Source organism: Hydrogenophaga sp. (assembly GCF_022844385.1).
Taxonomy (GTDB): Bacteria; Pseudomonadota; Gammaproteobacteria; order Burkholderiales; family Burkholderiaceae_C; genus Hydrogenophaga.
Map to the genome: position 1 here is coordinate 1 of NZ_JALHLX010000061.1, position 19,014 is coordinate 19,014.

Annotated in this window: 19 protein-coding genes and 1 pseudogene; 6 read left to right on the top strand and 14 right to left on the bottom strand. The window is 66.0% G+C overall.

What is annotated here, in order from left to right; all coding sequences use genetic code 11:
* Positions 1–195, top strand: a pseudogene (locus Q0C59_RS11490) (hypothetical protein); the annotation flags it as partial.
* Between the two features lie 37 nt (positions 196–232).
* Here Q0C59_RS11490 and phnX read toward each other — a convergent pair.
* Genes phnX through Q0C59_RS11515 form a run of 5 tightly spaced genes read right to left on the bottom strand, consistent with a single transcriptional unit; the run spans position 233 to position 6,065 of the window.
* On the bottom strand, positions 233–1,045 hold the full coding sequence (gene phnX / locus Q0C59_RS11495) for a phosphonoacetaldehyde hydrolase (protein ID WP_291215451.1): 813 nt from the start codon (positions 1,043–1,045) through the stop codon (positions 233–235).
* Between the two features lie 7 nt (positions 1,046–1,052).
* Positions 1,053–2,177 carry a TIGR03364 family FAD-dependent oxidoreductase gene (locus Q0C59_RS11500; RefSeq protein ID WP_291215453.1) on the bottom strand — a complete coding sequence of 375 codons (1,125 nt, stop codon included), beginning with the start codon at positions 2,175–2,177 and terminating at the stop codon, positions 1,053–1,055.
* A 7-nt stretch (positions 2,178–2,184) separates the two neighbouring features.
* Positions 2,185–3,900 carry a putative 2-aminoethylphosphonate ABC transporter permease subunit gene (locus Q0C59_RS11505; protein WP_291215455.1) on the bottom strand — a complete coding sequence of 572 codons (1,716 nt, stop codon included), beginning with the start codon at positions 3,898–3,900 and terminating at the stop codon, positions 2,185–2,187.
* Positions 3,893–5,005 carry an ABC transporter ATP-binding protein gene (locus tag Q0C59_RS11510; protein WP_291215458.1) on the bottom strand — a complete coding sequence of 371 codons (1,113 nt, stop codon included), beginning with the start codon at positions 5,003–5,005 and terminating at the stop codon, positions 3,893–3,895. The genes Q0C59_RS11505 and Q0C59_RS11510 overlap by 8 nt, the downstream gene beginning before the upstream one ends.
* Positions 5,006–5,027: 22 nt before the next feature.
* Complete coding sequence (locus tag Q0C59_RS11515; protein ID WP_291215461.1) at positions 5,028–6,065, bottom strand: putative 2-aminoethylphosphonate ABC transporter substrate-binding protein; 1,038 nt, start codon at positions 6,063–6,065, stop codon at positions 5,028–5,030.
* 76 nt (positions 6,066–6,141) lie between these two features.
* Between Q0C59_RS11515 and Q0C59_RS11520 the strand changes: the two genes are divergently transcribed.
* Positions 6,142–6,708, top strand: a complete 567-nt coding sequence (locus Q0C59_RS11520) for an HD domain-containing protein (protein ID WP_291215463.1) — start codon at positions 6,142–6,144, stop codon at positions 6,706–6,708.
* Here Q0C59_RS11520 and Q0C59_RS11525 read toward each other — a convergent pair.
* Positions 6,692–9,181, bottom strand: coding sequence for a UvrD-helicase domain-containing protein (locus Q0C59_RS11525; protein ID WP_291215465.1), 2,490 nt, complete (start codon positions 9,179–9,181; stop codon positions 6,692–6,694). The two genes, Q0C59_RS11520 and Q0C59_RS11525, sit on opposite strands and share 17 nt — an antisense overlap.
* Positions 9,182–9,406: 225 nt before the next feature.
* On the opposite strand from Q0C59_RS11525, the gene Q0C59_RS11530 reads away from it, so the two are divergent.
* A complete protein-coding gene (locus tag Q0C59_RS11530; protein WP_291215467.1) occupies positions 9,407–10,384 on the top strand; it encodes a GMP reductase in 978 nt (325 codons plus the stop codon).
* Positions 10,385–10,424: 40 nt separating this feature from the next.
* On the opposite strand, the gene murB is transcribed toward Q0C59_RS11530, so the two are convergent.
* A complete protein-coding gene (gene murB, locus Q0C59_RS11535) occupies positions 10,425–11,474 on the bottom strand; it encodes a UDP-N-acetylmuramate dehydrogenase (protein ID WP_291215469.1) in 1,050 nt (349 codons plus the stop codon).
* A 40-nt stretch (positions 11,475–11,514) separates the two neighbouring features.
* On the opposite strand from murB, the gene Q0C59_RS11540 reads away from it, so the two are divergent.
* Positions 11,515–12,000, top strand: coding sequence for a YajQ family cyclic di-GMP-binding protein (locus Q0C59_RS11540; protein WP_159607562.1), 486 nt, complete (start codon positions 11,515–11,517; stop codon positions 11,998–12,000).
* Between the two features lies 1 nt (position 12,001).
* Entirely contained in the window at positions 12,002–12,643 is a 642-nt protein-coding gene (locus Q0C59_RS11545; protein ID WP_291215472.1) for a TIGR02281 family clan AA aspartic protease, read from the top strand.
* Here Q0C59_RS11545 and Q0C59_RS11550 read toward each other — a convergent pair whose 3' ends face one another.
* The 4 genes from Q0C59_RS11550 to Q0C59_RS11565 are packed head-to-tail and all read right to left on the bottom strand — an operon-like array spanning position 12,644 to position 15,233.
* The gene (locus Q0C59_RS11550) at positions 12,644–13,006 is read right to left on the bottom strand and encodes a RidA family protein (protein WP_291215475.1); all 363 of its coding nucleotides are present in this window, start codon (positions 13,004–13,006) and stop codon (positions 12,644–12,646) included.
* Complete coding sequence (gene plsY, locus Q0C59_RS11555; protein ID WP_291215478.1) at positions 13,003–13,632, bottom strand: glycerol-3-phosphate 1-O-acyltransferase PlsY; 630 nt, start codon at positions 13,630–13,632, stop codon at positions 13,003–13,005. The genes Q0C59_RS11550 and plsY overlap by 4 nt, the downstream gene beginning before the upstream one ends.
* A gap of 48 nt (positions 13,633–13,680) precedes the next feature.
* Complete coding sequence (locus Q0C59_RS11560; RefSeq protein ID WP_291215481.1) at positions 13,681–14,172, bottom strand: aminoacyl-tRNA deacylase; 492 nt, start codon at positions 14,170–14,172, stop codon at positions 13,681–13,683.
* An 8-nt stretch (positions 14,173–14,180) separates the two neighbouring features.
* Positions 14,181–15,233, bottom strand: a complete 1,053-nt coding sequence (locus Q0C59_RS11565; protein WP_291215484.1) for an aldo/keto reductase — start codon at positions 15,231–15,233, stop codon at positions 14,181–14,183.
* Positions 15,234–15,415: 182 nt separating this feature from the next.
* Between Q0C59_RS11565 and Q0C59_RS11570 the strand changes: the two genes are divergently transcribed.
* A complete protein-coding gene (locus Q0C59_RS11570) occupies positions 15,416–16,087 on the top strand; it encodes an OmpA family protein (RefSeq protein ID WP_291215487.1) in 672 nt (223 codons plus the stop codon).
* Positions 16,088–16,324: 237 nt separating this feature from the next.
* Here Q0C59_RS11570 and Q0C59_RS11575 read toward each other — a convergent pair whose 3' ends face one another.
* The 3 genes from Q0C59_RS11575 to Q0C59_RS11585 all read right to left on the bottom strand — a co-directional run.
* Positions 16,325–17,779 carry a gamma-aminobutyraldehyde dehydrogenase gene (locus Q0C59_RS11575; RefSeq protein ID WP_407066558.1) on the bottom strand — a complete coding sequence of 485 codons (1,455 nt, stop codon included), beginning with the start codon at positions 17,777–17,779 and terminating at the stop codon, positions 16,325–16,327.
* Between the two features lie 34 nt (positions 17,780–17,813).
* A complete protein-coding gene (locus Q0C59_RS11580) occupies positions 17,814–18,620 on the bottom strand; it encodes an ABC transporter permease (RefSeq protein ID WP_291215490.1) in 807 nt (268 codons plus the stop codon).
* The coding region (locus Q0C59_RS11585) for an ABC transporter permease (RefSeq protein WP_291215494.1) at positions 18,610–19,014 on the bottom strand (405 nt) is incomplete at its 5' end. The genes Q0C59_RS11585 and Q0C59_RS11580, both read right to left, overlap by 11 nt.

Consider the following 19,014-nt stretch of genomic DNA (forward strand, 5'->3'; position numbering starts at 1 on the left):
CGCCAACACATCGCCATCGTGGTGGGCGAGTACGGCGAAACCAAGGGTCTGGTGACGCTGGAGGACGTGGTCGAGACCCTGCTGGGCAATGAAATTCTCGACGAGGGAGACAAGGTGGAGGACATGCGCCAACTGGCCCGGCAGCTGTGGGCCAAGCGCGCCGAGCGCATGGGCATCGACACAAAGCAGGAGTAAGTGCGCCGAAACAAGCGTCGCAGGCCGGCGCCGAGCCTCAGCGACCCTGGGCGAAGTGCGATGGTTGGGCCTCGATCCGCTCGATCACGCGGGGCAGTTCGGCCACCGTGTCAATGAAGAAATCGGGTTGCCCGCCCGAAAGCATTGCGCGAGCCTGGGCACGCAACGCCGCTCGGACCGATTCCCCTTTGCTCTGCCACTCCGCCTCGGTCAAACCCAGGGCGTTGCCGCTGGCCAGCACCGCCACCGTCCAGCAACCGGCGTTGGCGCCTTCGAGAAGGCCTGGCACCGTGTCGTCCACCTTCACCGCGTGGCGCGGCCCGGTCACGCCCAGCAGTTCCATGGTGTGGCGCATGCCCATGGGGGACGGGCGCGACTCGGGCAGATCGTCTGCGCACACCACGTTCTCGGGTCTGAAGCCCTGCGCGGCGGCCAGTGGCATCACCACGTCCATGATGGCGCGGTTGTAGCCGGTGGTCGAACCGACGCGGATACCGCGCGCGGCCAGCCAGGCCAGGGTATCCAGCGTGCCGGTGATCAGTTGCGCGTGGTGCACCACCGATGCCGCGTTCATGGGTGTGAACTCCTCGTACAGCGCGTCCACGTCGCGGTCATTGAAGGGGCGGCCGTGCATCTGTTCCCACAGCGCTGCGATGCGCGGCTGTTGGCCCATGGCCTGGATGTGGTGCCATTTGGGCATGCCCATGGGCACACGCGCCTCGGCAATCGTGATGCTCAGACCATGGCGCTTGAACAGCTCGACGAAGGCCCCCATGGGCGCCTGGCTGCCGAAATCGATGACCGTGCCGGCCCAGTCGAACACGACGGCCTGGATGGGGTGGTTGCTCATGGGGTGTTCACCAGGTGTTGAAGACTTCTTCGGCGATGCCGAAGGCGGTGCTGGCGCCGGTGCCGCTGGTCACCATGACCAGCCGCAGGTGGGGCGCTGGCTTTTCGATCAGGCAGTCGGAGCTGTGGCCGGTGGGGTAGACGCCGGTCCAGCGCTCAATCACCTCGCACTCGGCCAGCTCCACCACTTCGCGCAGGTGGTGCAGGATGCGCCGGTCCACCGCCTCGCTGGCAAAGGGCTCGGGGCTGTCGTGCGGGTGGTGCGAGTCACCCACCACCAGCGTGCCGTCTTCGCTCTGCACCGCAATCAGGTGGATGCCGTCGTCCAGGCTCTGGCCGCATTCGTCCTGCAACTGAGCCAGCAAGGGCGCCGCGTTCACGAGGTCGGCGTAGCCGTGGTAACGCACCAGACTCAGGTCGCTCATGACCGCCGCCCCGAGTTGAAAGCCGGCCTCGGGCCTCACGCGCAGCATCTGCAGGCGTGTGAGCTTGAGCGCATGGTCGGGCAGCAGCCGGCGCGCCACACCGTTGAGTTCGGTGCCGGGGCAGACCACCACACGTTCGGCACGCCACTGCCATTGTGAGCCGTGCACCACGTCGCCTTCGATGGCCAGCACCTCCTGCCCCCAGACGAAGTGCACCCCTTGCTCCTGCAGCCAGGCGGCCAGGCGGGGGATGGCCGAGCGGGATTCCACACGCAACTCGTGCGGGCTGTACATCGCACCCGCCGTGCCCTCGCTGCGCAAGGCGGGTGCCAGACCACCCCATTGAGAACCCAGGTGCAGTTCGCAGGCCGCCCCCATTTCGGTGCCGGCGAACTCGGCCAGCACATCAAGCGCCAGCGCGCGTTGGGCCACCACCCACAGGCCGCGGTGGACCACCGGAATGCCGGCCTGCGGTGCCAGCTCGGCCCACAGGTTGCGCGAGCGCAGGGCGCGGCGCCAGGTGTCGCCGGCGCGCTGACCGGTGACCGTGACGAACCCGAAGTTGCGGATCGAAGCGCCCACACAGCGGTGGTCGCGGTCGATCACGGCCACCCGCAGGCCCCGGCGCAGCGCCATCCACGCGTGGGCCAGGCCCACGATGCCGGCGCCCACCACGATCACGTCGAAATGCTGAGGGTTGTTGTTCATGTGGAGATCAGCGTTGGCGCCAGCGCTGGGTGCGCGAGAGCAGCAGGTGCGACACCAGCGCCAGCACGCAACGCACGGCGGCCGAGGTCAGAAAGATCAGCACCGCCATGGCTGCAGCGGGTGCCACCGTGCCGGCGTCGTCCATGTTGAGCACTGCGACCGAGGCCAGCGTGGTGTGCGGTGCGTACAGGAACACCACGGCCGACACCGTGGTCATGGCGTTGACGAAAAAGAAGCCAGCCACCTGCAGCAGCGCCGGCAAACAAATGGGCAAATGCACGCGCAGCAGCGTCTTCCAGACCGGCACACCCAGCGATTCCGACACCACTTCAAACTCGCGGTCGAGCTGGCGCATGGCGGCCAGCATGGTGAGGTGGGCCACGCTGAAAAAATGCACCACGGTGCAGATGATCAGGATCGCCATGGTTCCATACAGCCCGTTCAGCGGGTTGCCGGGTGAATTGAAGAAGAAGATGTAGCCGATGCCCAGCGCCAGCCCGGGCACGGCCAGCGGCAGGTTGAGCACCAGGTTGGCCAGCTCGCGGACGGTGCCGTGGGTGCGCGGCTTGTCGACCAGCCACGCACTGAAGAACGCGCACACCGTGCCCAGCACCGCCGCACCCAGCGCCATTCGCAGGGAGTTGAAGTAGCTCGCCCAGCCGCCACCGTCCATGTTGTCGAAGTCGTAGTGGCGCAGGCTCGGGCTGAGGTTGTAGGGCCAGAAGGTGGCCAGCGAGGCGAACAGGGCCACGCCGATCACGGCCAGCAGGCACACACCCACCAGCGCGCAGTAGATCCACAGCAGGCGGTCGCGCAGCGCATCGGGTTGCGGCTGGTACAGGCTGGCGCGCGCACCCAGTGCCGCCGCCTGCTTGCGCCGGAAGTGCCGCTCCAGCAGAAAGGCGCCCACCGCCGGCAGCAGCAGCCACACGCCCACCACCGCCCCCATCGCAAAGTTCTGTTGCCCCACCACCTGGCGGTATAGGTCGGTGGCCAGCACGTTGGCCGACCCACCAATGACCTTGGGCACACCGAAGTCGGTGATGACCAGCACGAACACCACCACCACCGACATCAGCAACCCGTAGCGGCTGGCCGGCAGCGTGACGGTGCAGAACACGCGCCAGGGGCTGGCGCCCAAGGTGCGCGCCGCTTCCTGCAGGCGCCCGTCCTGCGTGGCCATGCTGGTCAGCAGGATCAACAGCGCATGCGGAAAGGTCCACAGCACCGAGCCGATGACGATGCCGAGCTCGCCGTAGATGCCGCCGAACGGGGCCACCCAGCCCTTGAGCAGGCCCTGGTTGCCGAACAGGTAGATCAGGCTGATCGCCATGAGCAGCGAAGGCGCCAGCAGCGGCACCAGCGCCACCGCACGAAACATGCCCTTGTGGCGCATGCAGCTCTGCGTGAGCGCATAGGCGTAGCCATAGGCCAGCAACACGCACAGCACAGCAGCGATGGCCGACAGGCGCAGGCTGCGACCCACCGACTCCACCAGCGCCGGCGTCTGCAGATAGGTGATGTAGTTGGCCAGGCCCACCCACTCGCCCGCGCCATTCCACAGGCTGCGCTGCAGCAGGCTGCCCACGGGCAGCACGATGAAGAGCACGCCCAGCAGCAGCACCAGCCACGCGCCGGTGCCGATCCACACACCGTCGCTCGGGCCGCTGCGCACCCGTGGAGCGGACGCAGCGTCGCGCGCCGGCACGGCGATGTCAGCCATGGGCGTCGAGCAGCACCAGGGCCGCGGCCGGCAGTTCGGCTTCGATGCGATCGCCCCGCGCCCACGGCAAGGCGCCCTCCAGGGGCGTGGCCACCTCGGCCTCGATGCTGGCGCCCATGCTGGGTGCGTCCAGGCGGATCTGCACGTAGGCGCCGCAGAACACCAGCTCGCTCACGCTCACCGGCACGCAGTTCACCGGGTCGGGCGCCCGTTCGGGCGCGCGCTCGTTGGCCCAGTTGCGCTGGCGCAGGCGCACCAGCTCGGGCCGGATGCCGATCTGGCGCTTCGCGGTGCTGGCCTCGCGTGCGTGCACGCCGAGCTGCAGACGCTGTTCGCCCACCTGCACCTGATCGGGTTTGTTGAGCAGACCGTCCCACACGTTCATGCGGCCCACAAAACGCGCGGCAAAGGTGTTGCGCGGCCGCGCATAGAGTTGCACCGGCGGACTCTCCTGCACGATGTGGCCGTTGTCCATCAGCACGATGCGGTCGGCCATGCCCATGGCCTCGTCCTGATCGTGCGTGACCATCACGGTGGGGATGCGCAGGTGGCGCTGCAAGCGGCGGATCTCGTGGCGCAGGAAGGTGCGAACCTGCGCGTCCAGCGCCGACAGGGGCTCGTCGAGCAGCAGCAGGCGCGGCGAAGGCGCCAGCGCGCGGGCCAGCGCCACGCGTTGCTGCTGGCCACCCGAGAGCTGGCTCGGGTACTTGTCGCGGTGGGCCGCCAGGTCCACCAGATCGAGCATCTCGTCCACGCGCCGTGAAGCCTTCTCCGGGTCCATGCCCTGCAGGCCGTAGCGCACGTTCTGCCGCGCGCTGAGGTTGGGAAACAGGGCGTACGACTGGAACACCACGCCGAAACGCCGCCGCGCGGCCGACCAGGTGGTGATGTCTTCACCGTCGAGCCACACGCGGCCTTCGTGCTCGGGCTCGATGCCGCACAGGATGCGCAGCAGCGTGGTTTTGCCACAGCCCGACGGGCCGAGCAGGCAGACAAACTCTTCGGCGTCGATCGCCAGGTCGATGCCGTCGAGCACCGTCTGGCGACCGTATCGCTTGGTGATGCCGCGCAGCTGCAACCAGCTGCCGGGCACGGGATCGCTCATGACCGGGGTGAAGCGGATTCGCTCAGCGCTTCTCGGCCTTGGCTTCGTAGCGCTTGCTCCATTCGCCCAGGATGCGCTCGCGGTTGGCGGCCGACCATGCGAAGTCGTTTTTGGCCAGCAAGGTGTCGATGTTGGTGGGGATGTGCTCCAGCTTGGGTTGCACGCCCTGGTAGGCCACGATCGCGAAATTCTTCGCGTACAGCTCGCTGGCGTCGCGGGTGGCCGCCCAATCGGCGAGGGCCTTGGCCGCAGCGACGTTCTTGGTGGTCTTCATGATGCCGGTGGCTTCAAGCTCCCAGCCCAGGCCTTCGCTGGGCAGCACCACATTGATGGGCGCGCCGTCGGTCTTGAGCTTGTTGGCCCGGTATTCGAAGCTCAGGCCCACCGGGTATTCACCCGCACCCGCCAGCGTGCAGGGCTTGCTGCCCGAGTGCGTGTACACGCCCACGTTCTGGTGCAGCGCGTCCATGTAGGCCCAGCCCTTGTCTTCGCCCATCATCTGCAGCCAGGCGGCCACCATCAGGTAGCCGGTGCCCGAGCTGGCCGGGTGCGGCATGGTGATGGCGCCCTTGTAGGCGGCGTTGGTCAGGTCGGCCCAGCTCTTGGGCTGCGGCATGTTCTTCTTGCCGGCTTCGATGGTGTTGAAACACATGGCCGAGGCGAACACGTTCATGCCCACCCAGGTCGGCTCGGCCTTGGCATCACGCATGTTGGCCTTGATGTTGGTCATGCCCTTGGGCGCGTAGGGCATCAACATGCCTTCCTTGTCGAACACCGCCATGGACGACGCAGCCAGCCCCCACACCACGTCCGCGCGCGGGTTGGCCTTTTCCGCCAGCAGCTTGGCGGTCATGATGCCGGTGGAGTCGCGCACGAACACCAGGTCGATGGCGGGGTGGGCTTTCTCGAAGGCTGCTTCATACGCCTTGATCTGATCGGCCTCCAGGGCGGTGTAGACGACCAGCTCGGACTTCGCCTGGGCCGACGCGAGGCCGGCGACGGACAGGAGAACGGCGGCTGCGCAAACGCGCGAAAAAGCAGGGCTGGTGAGGCGGGTCATGAGGACTCCTGGGTTTGTCGTGAATCCGTCATGCTCAGCTTTCAACATGACAAGCATTTGACAGAACCTTGACGCCATGACCCTTGATCTGATCCAGCTGAAGCAGCTTCTGCAGACCCGTGGCGGGGAGCAGTACACCGGCGAGCCTGTGAGCCACCTCGAACACGCTTGCCAGACCGCCGCCTTCGCGCAGCGCTCAGGGGCAGCGCCTGCGCTGGTGGCCGCGGCGCTGCTGCACGACATCGGACACCTGTTGAGCGGCCTGCGCGGTACGCCCAGCGCGCAGGGCCACGACGACAGACACGAGGTGATCGCGGCGGATGCGCTGTCCCCACTGTTCGGACCTGACGTCACCGAGCCCATCCGTTTTCACGTGGCGGCGAAGCGCCGCCTGTGCATGGACGCTCGCTACCTGAAGGCGCTGTCCGAAGACTCCTTGCGCAGCCTGGCCCTGCAGGGCGGCGTTCTTGAACCGGCCGAGGCGGCGGCATTTGACGCCACGGCTCACGCGCAGCAGGCCTTGCAATTGCGCCGCTGGGACGATGCGGCCAAGCGGCCGGCGTTGCAGGTGGGCGGTCTGGACCTTTTCTGGAGCGCGGTGGAAGCGGCACACGCCGCCCGCGCAATCAGACGATCGGCGTGAGCTTCGCGACGCTGAGCGCGAGCCACTTCGTGCCATGGCGGCTGAAGTTCACCTGCGCGCGGGCGTCGTCGCCCGCCCCTTCGATGGACAGCACCTTGCCCTCGCCGAACTTGTTGTGGAACACGGCCATGCCGGCCCTGATGTCGGTGCCCCGGTCGGGCTCGGGCGCGTTCTGACCCAGACCCTTGGGGTCGCCCTTGTCGTTGAAGCCGGGTGACCACGAAGGCTGCAGCGCCGGCGGTGCGCCGAAGCTGCGCCGTCCGTTCTGCCACTGGCCACCACCGCCACCCGCACCGCCCGGCGCACCCCAGGCCGGCTGCTGCGGCGTGAGCCATTTCAGGCAGGCTTCGGGCAGCTCGTCGAAGAAACGGCTCTTCATGTTGTAGCGCGTCTGCCCGTGCAGCATGCGCGTCTGCGAATGGCTGAGGTACAGGCGCTTGCGGGCGCGTGTGATCGCCACGTACATCAGGCGGCGTTCTTCTTCCAGCCCGTCGCGGTCGCTCATGGAGTTCTCGTGCGGGAACAGGCCCTCTTCCATGCCGGTGATGAACACCACGTCGAACTCCAGACCCTTGGCAGCGTGCACGGTCATGAGTTGCACCGCGTCCTGCCCCGCTTGGGCCTGGTTGTCGCCCGACTCGAGCGCTGCGTGTGTGAGGAAGGCGGCGAGCGGGCTCATGGTTTCGCCGGTTTCCAGGTCGGGTGCGGGGAGGCCCTCACCCCCGCCCTCTCCCAGAGGGAGAGGGAGCAAGCCGGGCCCCGCATCGCTCCCTCTCCCTCTGGAAGAGGGTTGGGGTGAGGGCTCCCCCGGCTCCAGCCCCTGACTCACCGGGCTCTGCGTCAACGCCGATCCGTCTGCGGTGCGCGCCACCGCATCCCGCCCAAAACCCTCGATACCCACAAAGCTCTTGGCTGCGCTCACCAGTTCTTCCAGGTTCTCCACCCGGTCCTGCCCTTCGCGCTCGGCGCGGTAGTGCTCCACAAGGCCGCTGTGGTCGAGCACCAGTTCGATGATCTCGGCCAGCGTCATGCCTTCGGAGCGCTCCCGCAGCACATCCAGCTTCGCCACAAACGCGCCGATGGCCACGCCGGCGCGCCCGGTCACTGCACTCACCGCGTCGTGCAACGAACAGCCCGAGCTGCGCGCCACGTCCTGCAGTTGTTCGATGCTGCGCGCGCCAATGCCGCGCGGCGGAAAGTTCACCACACGCAGAAAACTGGTGTCGTCGTTGGCGTTTTCCAGCAGGCGCAGATACGCCAGCGCGTGTTTGATTTCGGCGCGCTCGAAGAAGCGCAGTCCACCGTACACGCGGTAGGGCATGGCGGCGTTGAACAGCGCCGTTTCCACCACTCGGCTTTGCGCATTGCTGCGGTAGAGCACGGCCATCTCGACCTTGGGCACGTCTTCGCGCGCGAGCTGCTTCATCTCGTCCACCATCCACTGCGCTTCGGCAAAGTCGCTGGTGGCTTCGTGCACACGCACCGGTTCGCCCGCACCGGCGTCGGTGCGCAGGTTCTTGCCCAGGCGGTTGGTGTTGTGGCTGATGAGTTCGTTGGCCGAGTCGAGGATGTTGCTGCAGCTGCGGTAGTTCTGCTCCAGCTTGATCTGGTGGCGCACGTTGAATTCGCGCACGAAGTCGGCCATGTTGCCCACCCGCGCGCCACGAAACGCGTAGATGCTCTGGTCGTCGTCGCCCACCGCAAACACCGCGTTGCCGGCGCCCGGCAAACCTTCGATGGGTGGTGCGCTGAACATCTTGATCCAGGCGTACTGCAGGCGGTTGGTGTCCTGGAACTCGTCGATCAGGATGTGACGAAAGCGACGCTGGTAGTGCTCACGCACGGGGTCGTTGTCGCGCAGCACTTCATACGAACGCAGCATGAGTTCACCGAAATCCACCACCCCCTCGCGCTGGCACTGCTCTTCGTACAGCGCATACAGCTCGGTCTTCTTGATCGTTTCCGCGTCGCGCGCCACCACGTCGCGCGGGCGCTGGCCATCTTCCTTGCAGCCGCTGATGAAGTACTGGATCTGTTTGGGCGGGTATCGCTCGTCGTCCACGTTGAACTGCTTGCACAGGCGCTTGACGGCCGAGAGCTGGTCTTGCGTGTCCAGGATCTGGAAGGTGGCCGGCAGGCCCGCCAGCTTGTGGTGCGCGCGCAGAAAACGGTTGCACAAGCCATGGAAGGTGCCGATCCACATGCCGCGCACGTTCACCGGCAGCATGGCCGAGAGGCGCGTCATCATCTCCTTGGCGGCCTTGTTGGTGAAGGTCACCGCGAGCACACCGCCGGGCGTCACCTGCCCGGTCTGCAGCAGCCACGCAATGCGCGTGGTGAGCACCCGGGTCTTGCCCGAACCGGCACCCGCCAGGATGAGCGCGTGCTCGGCCGGGAGCATGACGGCAGCACCTTGTTCGGCATTGAGACCCGCGAGCAGCGGGGACGGGGCGACGGATTCTTCAAACAGCATGGTTCGATTGTAGGAAGCGCCCTGCTTCACGCGCCTTATACGGTCATGCGTATGGCCACCATATGGCGTTGCCCTTGTGCAAAGCTACCCCCAAGCTCCCCAAGGCGCCTAGAATCAGTCACCGGGCCCAAGATTCTTGCGCCCGGTTTTTTGTGCCCGACGCACAAAGCCGGCCAAGCCAAGCGCTCTCCCTGTTCAACAACAGTCTTCTGGAGCCTGGTTCATATGGAAATTTTTGACTACGACAACGTCCTGCTGCTGCCGCGCAAGTGCCGCGTGGAGAGCCGTTCGGAATGCGACGCCGGCGTGGAGCTCGGCGGGCGCAAGTTCAGACTGCCGGTGGTGCCGGCCAACATGAAGACGGTGGTGGACGAGTCCATCTGCGTCTGGCTGGCCAAACACGGCTACTTCTACGTGATGCACCGGTTTGATCTGGACAACCTGAAGTTCGTGCGCGACATGCGCGCCCACGACGTATATGCCTCGATCTCGCTGGGCGTGAAAGCGCCCGACTACGCCACGGTGGACCAGCTGGTGGCAGAAGGCCTCGCGCCCGAGTACATCACCATCGACATCGCGCACGGCCACGCCGACAGCGTCAAGAACATGATCGGGTACCTGAAGGAGAAGCTGCCTTCGTCCTTCATCATCGCGGGCAATGTGGCCACACCCGAAGCGGTCATCGATCTGGAGACCTGGGGCGCGGACGCGACCAAGGTGGGTGTGGGTCCGGGCAAGGTCTGCATCACCAAGCTCAAGACGGGTTTTGGCACCGGTGGCTGGCAACTCAGCGCGCTCAAGTGGTGCGCGCGCGTAGCGACCAAACCCATCATTGCCGACGGCGGCATCCGCAGCCACGGCGACATTGCCAAGAGCGTGCGCTTTGGTGCGAGCATGGTGATGATCGGTTCACTCTTCGCGGGCCACGAGGAGTCACCGGGCCAGACGGTGGAGGTGGACGGTGTGCTCTACAAGGAGTACTACGGCTCGGCGAGCGACTTCAACAAGGGCGAGTACAAACACGTGGAAGGCAAGCGCATTCTGGAGCCCATCAAGGGCAAGCTGGCCGACACGCTGGTGGAGATGGAGCAGGACGTGCAGAGCTCCATCAGCTACTCGGGCGGCACGAAGTTGATGGACGTGCGCAAGGTGAACTATGTGATCCTGGGTGGGGACAACGCCGGAGAGCATCTGCTGATGTGACGGAGCGGCTCGCGCCCCGCCCTCTCGCAAAGAGCGCCGGTCAGACCACCACAGGCTCGGTCTCCAGCAGGATACCGAAGCGCTCATAAACGCTGGTCTGGATGGCCTTGGCCAGCGTCATCACCTCACCACCGGTGGCACCACCCCGGTTCACCAGCACCAGCGCCTGCCGCTCGTACACGCCCGCACTGCCCACACCCTTGCCCCTCCAGCCGCAGGCATCAATGAGCCAGCCCGCGGCCAGCTTGACGCTGCCGTCGGCCATGGGGTAGTGCACCACCTTCGGCTCAACCGCGATGATGTCGGCGCACTGCTCGCGCGACACCGTGGGGTTCTTGAAAAAGCTGCCGGCGTTGCCGATCACCGCCGGGTCGGGCAGTTTGGCGCGGCGGATCGCGCAGACCCAGTCAAAGATCTGTTGCGCGCTGGGCGAAGCGATGCCGGTCTCGGCCATCTTGCGGTCCAGGTCGGCATAACCGAGCACCGCCTTCCACGGTTTGGGCAGCCAGAAGCGCACATGGGTGATGAGAGCGCGACCGGCCAGGCCCAGGCCCTTGTCGCCGGCCGGCGTGTGCTTGAACACCGAATCCCGGTAGCCAAAACCGCACTTCGCGGCGTCCAGCGTGAAGCTCTGCCCCGTCTGCAGGTCGATCGCATCCAACTCACTGAACCGGTCCTGCAACTCCACCCCGTAAGCGCCGATGTTCTGCACCGGCGAGGCACCCACCGTGCCCGGGATCAGCGCCAGGTTTTCCAGGCCCGGGTAGCCCTGTTCCAGCGTCCATCGCACGAAATCGTGCCAGTCTTCGCCGGCCCCGGCCTCCACCAGCCAACCCTTGGCGGTTTCTTCCACCAGGCGCCGTCCGGTGATCTCGACCTTGATCACGAGTTGCTTGATGTCGCCGGTGATCACCAGGTTGCTGCCGCCACCCAGAACGAAGGGCGGTGTGCCCGATTCCGCGCGCACGTCATGATCGGCCAGCAAGGCCAGCACATCGTCTGTTGAGCGCACACGCACCAGACGCTGCGCCCGGGCAACGATGCCAAAAGTGTTATACGGCTGGAGCGCCACGTTGTTCTCGACTACCATTCTTCGATTCTCTCATTCACCTTTTTGCAAGACCCCCAGCATGCCTTCTTTTGACACCGTTCTTGAAGCCGATTTTGTAGAAGTGAAAAATGCGGTCGATCAGGTCGCGCGCGAAATCGGCACCCGTTTCGATTTCAAGGGCACGAGCGCGGCCATCGAGCTCAAGGACAAGGAAATCATCCTGCACGGCGATGCCGATTTCCAGCTCCAGCAGATCGACGACGTGCTGCGCGGCAAGCTCACCAAACGCGGTGTCGACGCGCGTTTTCTCGACGTGGGCAAGGTCGAAAAGGTCGGTGGCGACAAGGTCAAACAGGTGGTGAAGGTGCGCAACGGCGTGAGCACCGAAGACGGCAAAAAGATCCAGCAGGCCATCAAGGGCAGCAAGCTCAAGGTGCAGGGTGCGATCCAGGGCGACGCGGTGCGGGTGACGGGCGCCAAGCGCGACGACCTGCAGGCGGCCATGGCGCTGATCAAGTCCGAACTGAAGGACCTGCCGCTGTCCTTCAACAACTTCAGGGATTGAGATGGTCCGCGCCTGCGCCCTCGCAGTCAGCGCTCTGCTGGCATGGCCGGCCGCAGCGCAGCAGGTTGCGCTTTCCGGCGTGGCCGGCGGCAAGGCCCTGCTCACCATCGACGCTGCGGCGCCGCGTTTCCTGAGCCCCGGCCAGGCGCACCAGGGCGTGAAGCTGCTGAGCCTGCAGGGCGAGGCAGCGGTGATCGAGATCAACGGACAACGCCAGACCCTGCGTGTGGGTGAGGCGCCGGTGAGTCTGGGGCAGGCCAAGGCAGACCCCGGTGCGCAGCGCATCGTGCTCACCGCCGACGCGCAGGGCCACTTCATGCCGCCCGGCCAGATCAATGGCCGGCAAGTTCAGTTCATGGTGGACACGGGCGCCACGCAGGTGATCATGAGCGAGTCCGATGCCAGGCGCATCAACCTCAAATACGAGCAGGGTCAGAAGGTGCGTGTGAGCACCGCCAATGGCGACGTGGTTGGTCACCAGATCCGGCTGGACTCGGTGCGCATCGGCGAGGCGCAGGTCTACGACGTGTCGGCCATCGTGCTGCCCCAGTCCATGGCGTTCGTGTTGCTGGGCAACAGCTTTCTCACGCGCTTCCAGATGCAGCGCACCAACGATCAGCTCACCCTGGATCGACGGTATTGATCACAGCGCCTTCTGCGCGGCGGTCACGACAATCTCGATCCGGTAGACCGGGTTGGCCAAAGCGGCTTGCACCGTCGCCCGCGGTGGCGCGGTGCCCGGCACCACCCAGGCATCCCACACTTCGTTCATCGCACCGATCTCGGCGACGTCGGTCAGGAAGATTTGAGCGCGCAGAATGCGCGACTTGTCGCTGCCCGCTTCCAGCAAACGCTGCTGCACCTGCTCCAGCACGTCTTCGGTCTGACCACGAATGTCCGTGTCGCCGCGCTCGGGCACCATGCCGGCCAGGTACACGACGCCATTGAACACAGCGGCTTCGCTGTACCGCGCAGCCACGCCGATGCGGGTGATGTGTTGGCTCATGTTTTTTTCGCTCCCAGTTTGCTTTCCTTGCCGGCCAGCAGGCGGTTGATGTTTTCTGCGTGGCGGTACACCAGCAGCATGCCCATGACCACCAGGCTCATCACCTGCAGGCCCGGCGCATCCCATGCCACCCGGTGACCCAGCAGAAAGAAGGCTGGAGCGAACACCGCCGTGACGATGGAGGCCAGCGACGAGTATCGGAAGAAGCCCGCGATGATCACCCACGTGACCAGTGCGGCCAGGCCCAGCCAGGGCTGAAAACCGACGATCACGCCCGCCGCCGTGGCCACACCCTTGCCACCCTGGAACCGGAAAAACACCGGATACAGGTGGCCAAGGAAGGCTGCGAGACCGACCAGCGCCACGGTGCCATCGCCCAGTCCGCAGGCCTCGCCCCACCACTTCACGGCAACCACCGGCAGCCAGCCCTTGAGCGCGTCGAGCAGCAGCGTGATGACCGCGGCCGCCTTGTTGCCCGAGCGCAGCACATTGGTGGCGCCGGGGTTTTTGCTGCCGTAGGTGCGTGGGTCGTTCAGACCCATGAAGCGGCTCACGAGCACGGCAAACGAGAGCGAGCCGATCAGGTAGGCGGCCAGGGTGGCCAGCAGGGGATAAAACAATGACAACGAAGTCTCCTCGGTGGTTCGGGCTGCCCTCTGCGGGGCGACGCCGGGCTATTCTGCCAGCGCGCACTCGACCGGCCTGGCGCCCAGCGGGCCGCTGAGAACGGCTGGGTCGATGCCCACCAGATAACCGCGTCGCCCGCCGTTGATCCAGATCCTGGGCAGGCCCAACACGGACGCTTCGACAAACACCGGCATGGCACGCTTCAAACCGAACGGTGAAGTGCCCCCCACGAAGTACCCGCTGTGGCGGTTGGCCACCTCGGGCTTGCAGGGCTCAACCGACTTGACGCCGACCTGCCGCGCCAGGTTCTTGGTCGACACGGTGCGGTTGCCATGCATCAATACCGCCAGCGGCCTGGCGGCCTCGTCCTGCATGATCAAGGTCTTGACGACGGCAAACGGATCCAGACCGAGCACTTGCGCGCTGTGCTGCGCGCCGCCGTGCTCCAGGTACTCGTAGCTGTGCTCGGTGAACACCACACCATGCGCCTTGAGCCAGGCGGTGGCGGGTGTCTCGCTGACGTGCGACTTTTTGGCCAAGCGTCAGCTCACTGCGCTGGATCTCGGGACTCCCAGCGGATCTTGTCGATCTCGACCAGGAGTTCGGGCGACAACGTCGTGCCCCAGGCGTCCAGGCATTCGTCGAGCTGGGTCATCGAAGTCACGCCGATGATGGTGCTGGCCACGCGCCAGTTGGTGTAACAAAACGCCAGCGCCATTTGCGAGGGCGTCAGACCGTGGTCGCTGGCCAGCGCGTTGTAGCGGCGCGACGTGTCCAGCGCCTCGGGTCGGCCCCAGCGCTGCTTGCGCATCGACTCGTACAGCGCCATGCGACCGGCGTCACCCACCAGGCCGGTCTTGTCGTACTTGCCACTGAGCAAACCAAAGCCCAGCGGCGAATACGCCAGCAACGACACGCCCAGGCGGTGGCAGGTCTCGTCCAGACCGTTCTCGTAGCTGCGGTTGATCAGGCAATAGGGGTTCTGCACCGTGGCCACGCGCGGCAGGCCGTGCTGCTCGGCCAGGCGCACGAACTCGTGCACGCCGTACGGCGATTCGTTGGACAGGCCGATGGCTTTGACCTTGCCTGCCTTGACCAGCTCGGCCATGGCTTCGAGCTGCTCCAGCACCGAGGCACACGGTTTGTCTTTGGTGGGATCAAAACTCAGCAAACCGAACGCCGGCACGTTGCGAGCGGGCCAGTGAATTTGATAGAGGTCGATCACGTCCGTCTGCAGGCGTCGCAAGCTGTCGTCGCAAGCCTTGAGGATCTCTGCCCTGCTCACGCCCGAGTTTTCCCCACGAATCCAGGGCATGCCGCGCGACGGGCCCGCCACCTTGGTGGCCAACACCACCTTGCTGCGCAGGCTCGCGTCCTTGGCGAACCAGTTGCCAAGGATGGTTTCGGTGGCGCCGCAGGTCTCGGCGCGTGCGGGCACCGAATACATCTCGGCGGCGTCGAGGAAGTTGATGCCGCGCTCCATCGAGCGATCCAGGATGCTGTGCGCAATGGCTTCATCGACTTGCTCACCGAAGGTCATGGTGCCCAGGCAAACGGGAGGAACTGTCAGTGCGCTGGCGCCCAATGGAACATTTTTCATGCAATTTTTTGTAAAGTCAGAAGGGAATTGATGCCAAAGCGATAGGCCGGGGTATAAGTTTAGAGCGCATCGGGTTGCGCCGCAGTCACCACGAACACACCCCGCCGTGTGATGATGATGTCGCCGTCGATCCGAAGCCGACCAACTATCCATTCTTCAACAACGCCAGTGGAGCATTGCACATGAAACACATCACCAACATCACCCGTGGCCTGACGGTCACCGCCCTCGCCGCTGCCCTCGCCCTGAGCGGCTGCGCGAACATGAGCGAAACCCAGACCGATTCGGCCAAGGGTGCCGGCATCGGCGCCTTGGCCGGCGTGCTGCTGGGCGCCGCCACCGGCGGCTCCAAGGGCGCAGCCCAGGGCGCGGTCATCGGCGCTGGCGCGGGTGCACTGGGTGGCTACATCTGGTCCACCAAGATGCAGGAGCAAAAGCGCGCCATGGAAGCCGCCACCGCCGGCACCGGCATCGGCGTGAGCCAGACCTCGGACAACCGCCTGAAGCTCGACGTGCCCGCCGACGCGGGCTTTGCCACCGGCAGCTCCACCGTGAGCCCCACGCTGCAGCGCGTGCTCGGCCAGTTCGCCAACACACTCAACGCCAACCCGGTGACCGCGATTGCCATCGTCGGCCACACCGACAGCACCGGCAGCGACGCAGTGAACAACCCGCTCTCGTTCAACCGCGCCAACAGCACGCGCGACTACCTCGTGGCCCGTGGCGTGTCACCAGCCCGCTTTGCCACCGACGGCCGCGGTTCGCGCGAACCGATTGCCGACAACAGCACCGCTCAAGGTCGTGCACAGAACCGCCGCGTCGAGATCTACGTGGCCGAGCCTGCACGCCAGTAAACAGGCCCCCACGCTCCGCCGCTGCGCGGGTCGCTGCCCCCCGAGGGGGCTGATCCGCCTTGGGACGGCCCGGCGGCGGATCGCATCCTCTCCGACGACATGAAGCCCGGCAACCGCCGGGCTTTTTTGTTGCCGGAGAGAGCGCTCCCACCCAGAGACACCGAGGATCCGGCTCCGCCGGTCCCAGGTGTCGCCCCCCTCCTGAGGGGGGTCGCGTGCAACGCGGCGGGGGGTACTTCAGAGTTTCGCCATGATGTGCCGCGCCACCGTGTAGTCCTCCAGCGCGTACATCGACATGTCCTTGCCGTAGCCACTGGCCTTCATGCCGCCGTGCGGCATTTCGTTCGCCAGCATGAAATGGGTGTTGATCCAGGTGCAGCCGTACTGCAGCTTGCGCGCCGTGCGCAGCGCGCGCGACACGTCCTGCGTCCAGACCGACGAGGCCAGACCGTATTCCGAGTCGTTGGCCCAGGTCACGGCTTCCTCTGGATCGGTGAAGCGCGTGATGGACACCACCGGGCCGAACACCTCGCGCCGCACGATCTCGTCGTCCTGCCGCGCTCCGGCGATCACCGTGGGCTCGTAGAAGAAGCCGCTGCCAGCGCGCATCTTGCCGCCCGCCGTCACCTCCATGTGGCCCACCATCTGCGCACGCTCCACAAAGCTGGCCACGCGGTCGCGCTGGCGGTCGGTGATCAGTGGGCCGAGTTCCACACCGGGCTCGTCCTGCGTGCCCATCTGGATGGTCTTGACCGCGCTGCTCAGGTCGGCCACCAGGCGGTCGTACACCCTGGCGCCCGCGTACAGGCGGCAGGCGGCCGTGCAGTCCTGGCCCGCGTTGTAGTAGCCGAAGGTGCGGATGCCTTCCACCACCGCTTCGATGTCGGCGTCGTCGAACACCAGAACGGGCGCCTTGCCGCCGAGTTCCAGGTGCGTGCGCTTCAAGGTGCCGGTGGCCGCTTGCAGAATCTTGCGACCGGTGGACACGTCGCCGGTGAGCGAAACCATGCGCACCAGCGGGTGCTCCACCAGTGGCTGGCCCACGCTCTGGCCGCGTCCACAGATCACGTTGAATACGCCCTTGGGCATGATCTCGGCGATCACGCGCGCGAGCATCAGGGTGGTCAGCGGCGTCTGCTCGCTGGGCTTGAGCACCACCGTGTTGCCGGCCGCGAGTGCGGGCGCGCATTTCCACGCGGCCATCATGAGCGGGTAGTTCCAGGGCGCGATCGAGCCGACCACTCCGATGGGGTCGCGCCGGATCATGCTGGTGTGGCCCGGCAGGTATTCGCCCGCCACGGAGCCGGTCATGCAGCGCGCCGCGCCGGCGAAAAAGCGGAAGCAGTCGACGATGGCCGGGATCTCGTCCTCCAGCGCGCGCAAATAGGGCTTGCCGCAGTTGATCGACTCCAGTCGCGCAAACTGCTCGGCGCGCTGCTCGATCGCGTCGGCCACCTTCAGAAGCAGACGCGAGCGCTCCATCGGCGTGGTCTCGCTCCAGGTGTCGAAGGCGCGGCTGGCGCCCAGCACCGCCTTGTGGATCTGTTCATACGAAGCCTCGGGCACCTGGGCGATCACCTCGCCGGTGGCCGGATTGAGCACGCGCTCGGCCTCACCCTCGCCGGCCACGAACTGGCCGTCGATGAACAGCTCGGTCGACATCGGGACATGGAAATCGGGGGTCTTGCCCATGGTGTTCTCCGTTGGGGTGGAAGGGGGATCGGGCTCAGCGCCCGCCGGGTTGTTCGTCGGCGCGCGTGAGGTAGTACGCGGCCAGGATGGGAATGAAAGTGAGCGCGATGATGACCACGGCCACCACGTTGGTCACCGGGCGCTGGCGCGGGCGGATCAGCTCCTGCAGCATCCAGATCGGCAGTGTGGTCTGCTGGCCGGCGGTGAAGGTGGTCACGATCACCTCGTCAAAACTCAGCGCGAACGCCAGCAGGCCACCGGCGAGCAGGGCCGAGCCCAGTTGCGGCAGGATCACGTAGCGGATGGTCTGGAAGCTGTCGGCGCCGAGGTCCATCGAGGCCTCGATCAACGACGGGCTCGTGCGCCGCAGCCGCGCCACCGCGTTGTTGTAGACCACGACCACGCAGAAGGTGGCGTGGCCGACCACGATGGTCCAGAAGCTGAACGGAATCTCGGCCGTGTGGTACGCGGTGCGCAGCGCGATGCCGGTGACGATGCCGGGCAGCGCAATGGGCAGGATCAGCAGCAGCGAGATCGCGTCACGGCCGAAGAAGCGCGTGCGCGCCAGGCCGGCCGCGGCCAGCGTGCCCAGCACCATGGCCAGCGCAGTGGACACCAGCGCCACCCGAAACGACAGGCCAATCGCGGCCCACACGTCTTCGCGCTCCCAAGCCGCAGCAAACCATTGCGTGGTGAGCGCGGGTGGCGGGAACACATAGCTCTTGTCCTCGGCGCTGAAGGCGTACAGGATGATGAGCGCGAGCGGGATGTGCAGGAACAGCACGGCCGCCCAGGTCGCTGCCTTCAGGCCCCAGCCGGCACGCGACGGGTCAGAGCGCATCGAAGGCCCCCAGCCGTTTGGCGATCCACAGGTAGACGCCGATCACCACGATGGGCACGAGCGAGAACGCGGCGGCGAACGGCACGTTGCCTGCCACGCCTTGCTGGCGGTAGACCACCTGCCCGATGAACAGCGTGGAGTCGCCGATCACCTGCGGAATGATGTAGTCGCCCAGCGTGAGCGAGAAGGTGAAGATGGAGCCAGCCGCGATGCCCGGCATGGCGAGCGGGAAGATCACCTTCCAGAAGGTGGTACCGGATCGCGCGCCGAGGTCGCTCGATGCTTCGAGCAGCGAACCGGGGATGCGCTCGATCGCCGCCTGGATCGGCAGGATCATGAAGGGCAGCCACATGTAGACGAAGACGATGAAGGTCCCCAGGCGCGAGAAAGAGAG

Excerpts from the sequence above, each read along its gene's own strand:
- Q0C59_RS11520 (WP_291215463.1), top strand. The coding sequence starts at position 6,142 with ATGACCCTTGATCTGATCCAGCTGAAGCAGCTTCTGCAGACCCGTGGC.
- Q0C59_RS11580 (WP_291215490.1), bottom strand. The coding sequence starts at position 18,620 with ATGCGCTCTGACCCGTCGCGTGCCGGCTGGGGCCTGAAGGCAGCGACC.
- Q0C59_RS11575 (WP_407066558.1), bottom strand. The coding sequence starts at position 17,779 with ATGGGCAAGACCCCCGATTTCCATGTCCCGATGTCGACCGAGCTGTTC.
- murB (WP_291215469.1), bottom strand. The coding sequence starts at position 11,474 with ATGGTAGTCGAGAACAACGTGGCGCTCCAGCCGTATAACACTTTTGGC.
- Q0C59_RS11505 (WP_291215455.1), bottom strand. The coding sequence starts at position 3,900 with ATGGCTGACATCGCCGTGCCGGCGCGCGACGCTGCGTCCGCTCCACGG.
- Q0C59_RS11515 (WP_291215461.1), bottom strand. The coding sequence starts at position 6,065 with ATGACCCGCCTCACCAGCCCTGCTTTTTCGCGCGTTTGCGCAGCCGCC.
- Q0C59_RS11540 (WP_159607562.1), top strand. The coding sequence starts at position 11,515 with ATGCCTTCTTTTGACACCGTTCTTGAAGCCGATTTTGTAGAAGTGAAA.
- Q0C59_RS11565 (WP_291215484.1), bottom strand. The coding sequence starts at position 15,233 with ATGAAAAATGTTCCATTGGGCGCCAGCGCACTGACAGTTCCTCCCGTT.
- Q0C59_RS11525 (WP_291215465.1), bottom strand. The coding sequence starts at position 9,181 with ATGCTGTTTGAAGAATCCGTCGCCCCGTCCCCGCTGCTCGCGGGTCTC.
- Q0C59_RS11510 (WP_291215458.1), bottom strand. The coding sequence starts at position 5,005 with ATGAGCGATCCCGTGCCCGGCAGCTGGTTGCAGCTGCGCGGCATCACC.
- Q0C59_RS11550 (WP_291215475.1), bottom strand. The coding sequence starts at position 13,006 with ATGAGCCAACACATCACCCGCATCGGCGTGGCTGCGCGGTACAGCGAA.
- Q0C59_RS11500 (WP_291215453.1), bottom strand. The coding sequence starts at position 2,177 with ATGAACAACAACCCTCAGCATTTCGACGTGATCGTGGTGGGCGCCGGC.
- phnX (WP_291215451.1), bottom strand. The coding sequence starts at position 1,045 with ATGAGCAACCACCCCATCCAGGCCGTCGTGTTCGACTGGGCCGGCACG.
- Q0C59_RS11570 (WP_291215487.1), top strand. The coding sequence starts at position 15,416 with ATGAAACACATCACCAACATCACCCGTGGCCTGACGGTCACCGCCCTC.
- Q0C59_RS11545 (WP_291215472.1), top strand. The coding sequence starts at position 12,002 with ATGGTCCGCGCCTGCGCCCTCGCAGTCAGCGCTCTGCTGGCATGGCCG.
- Q0C59_RS11530 (WP_291215467.1), top strand. The coding sequence starts at position 9,407 with ATGGAAATTTTTGACTACGACAACGTCCTGCTGCTGCCGCGCAAGTGC.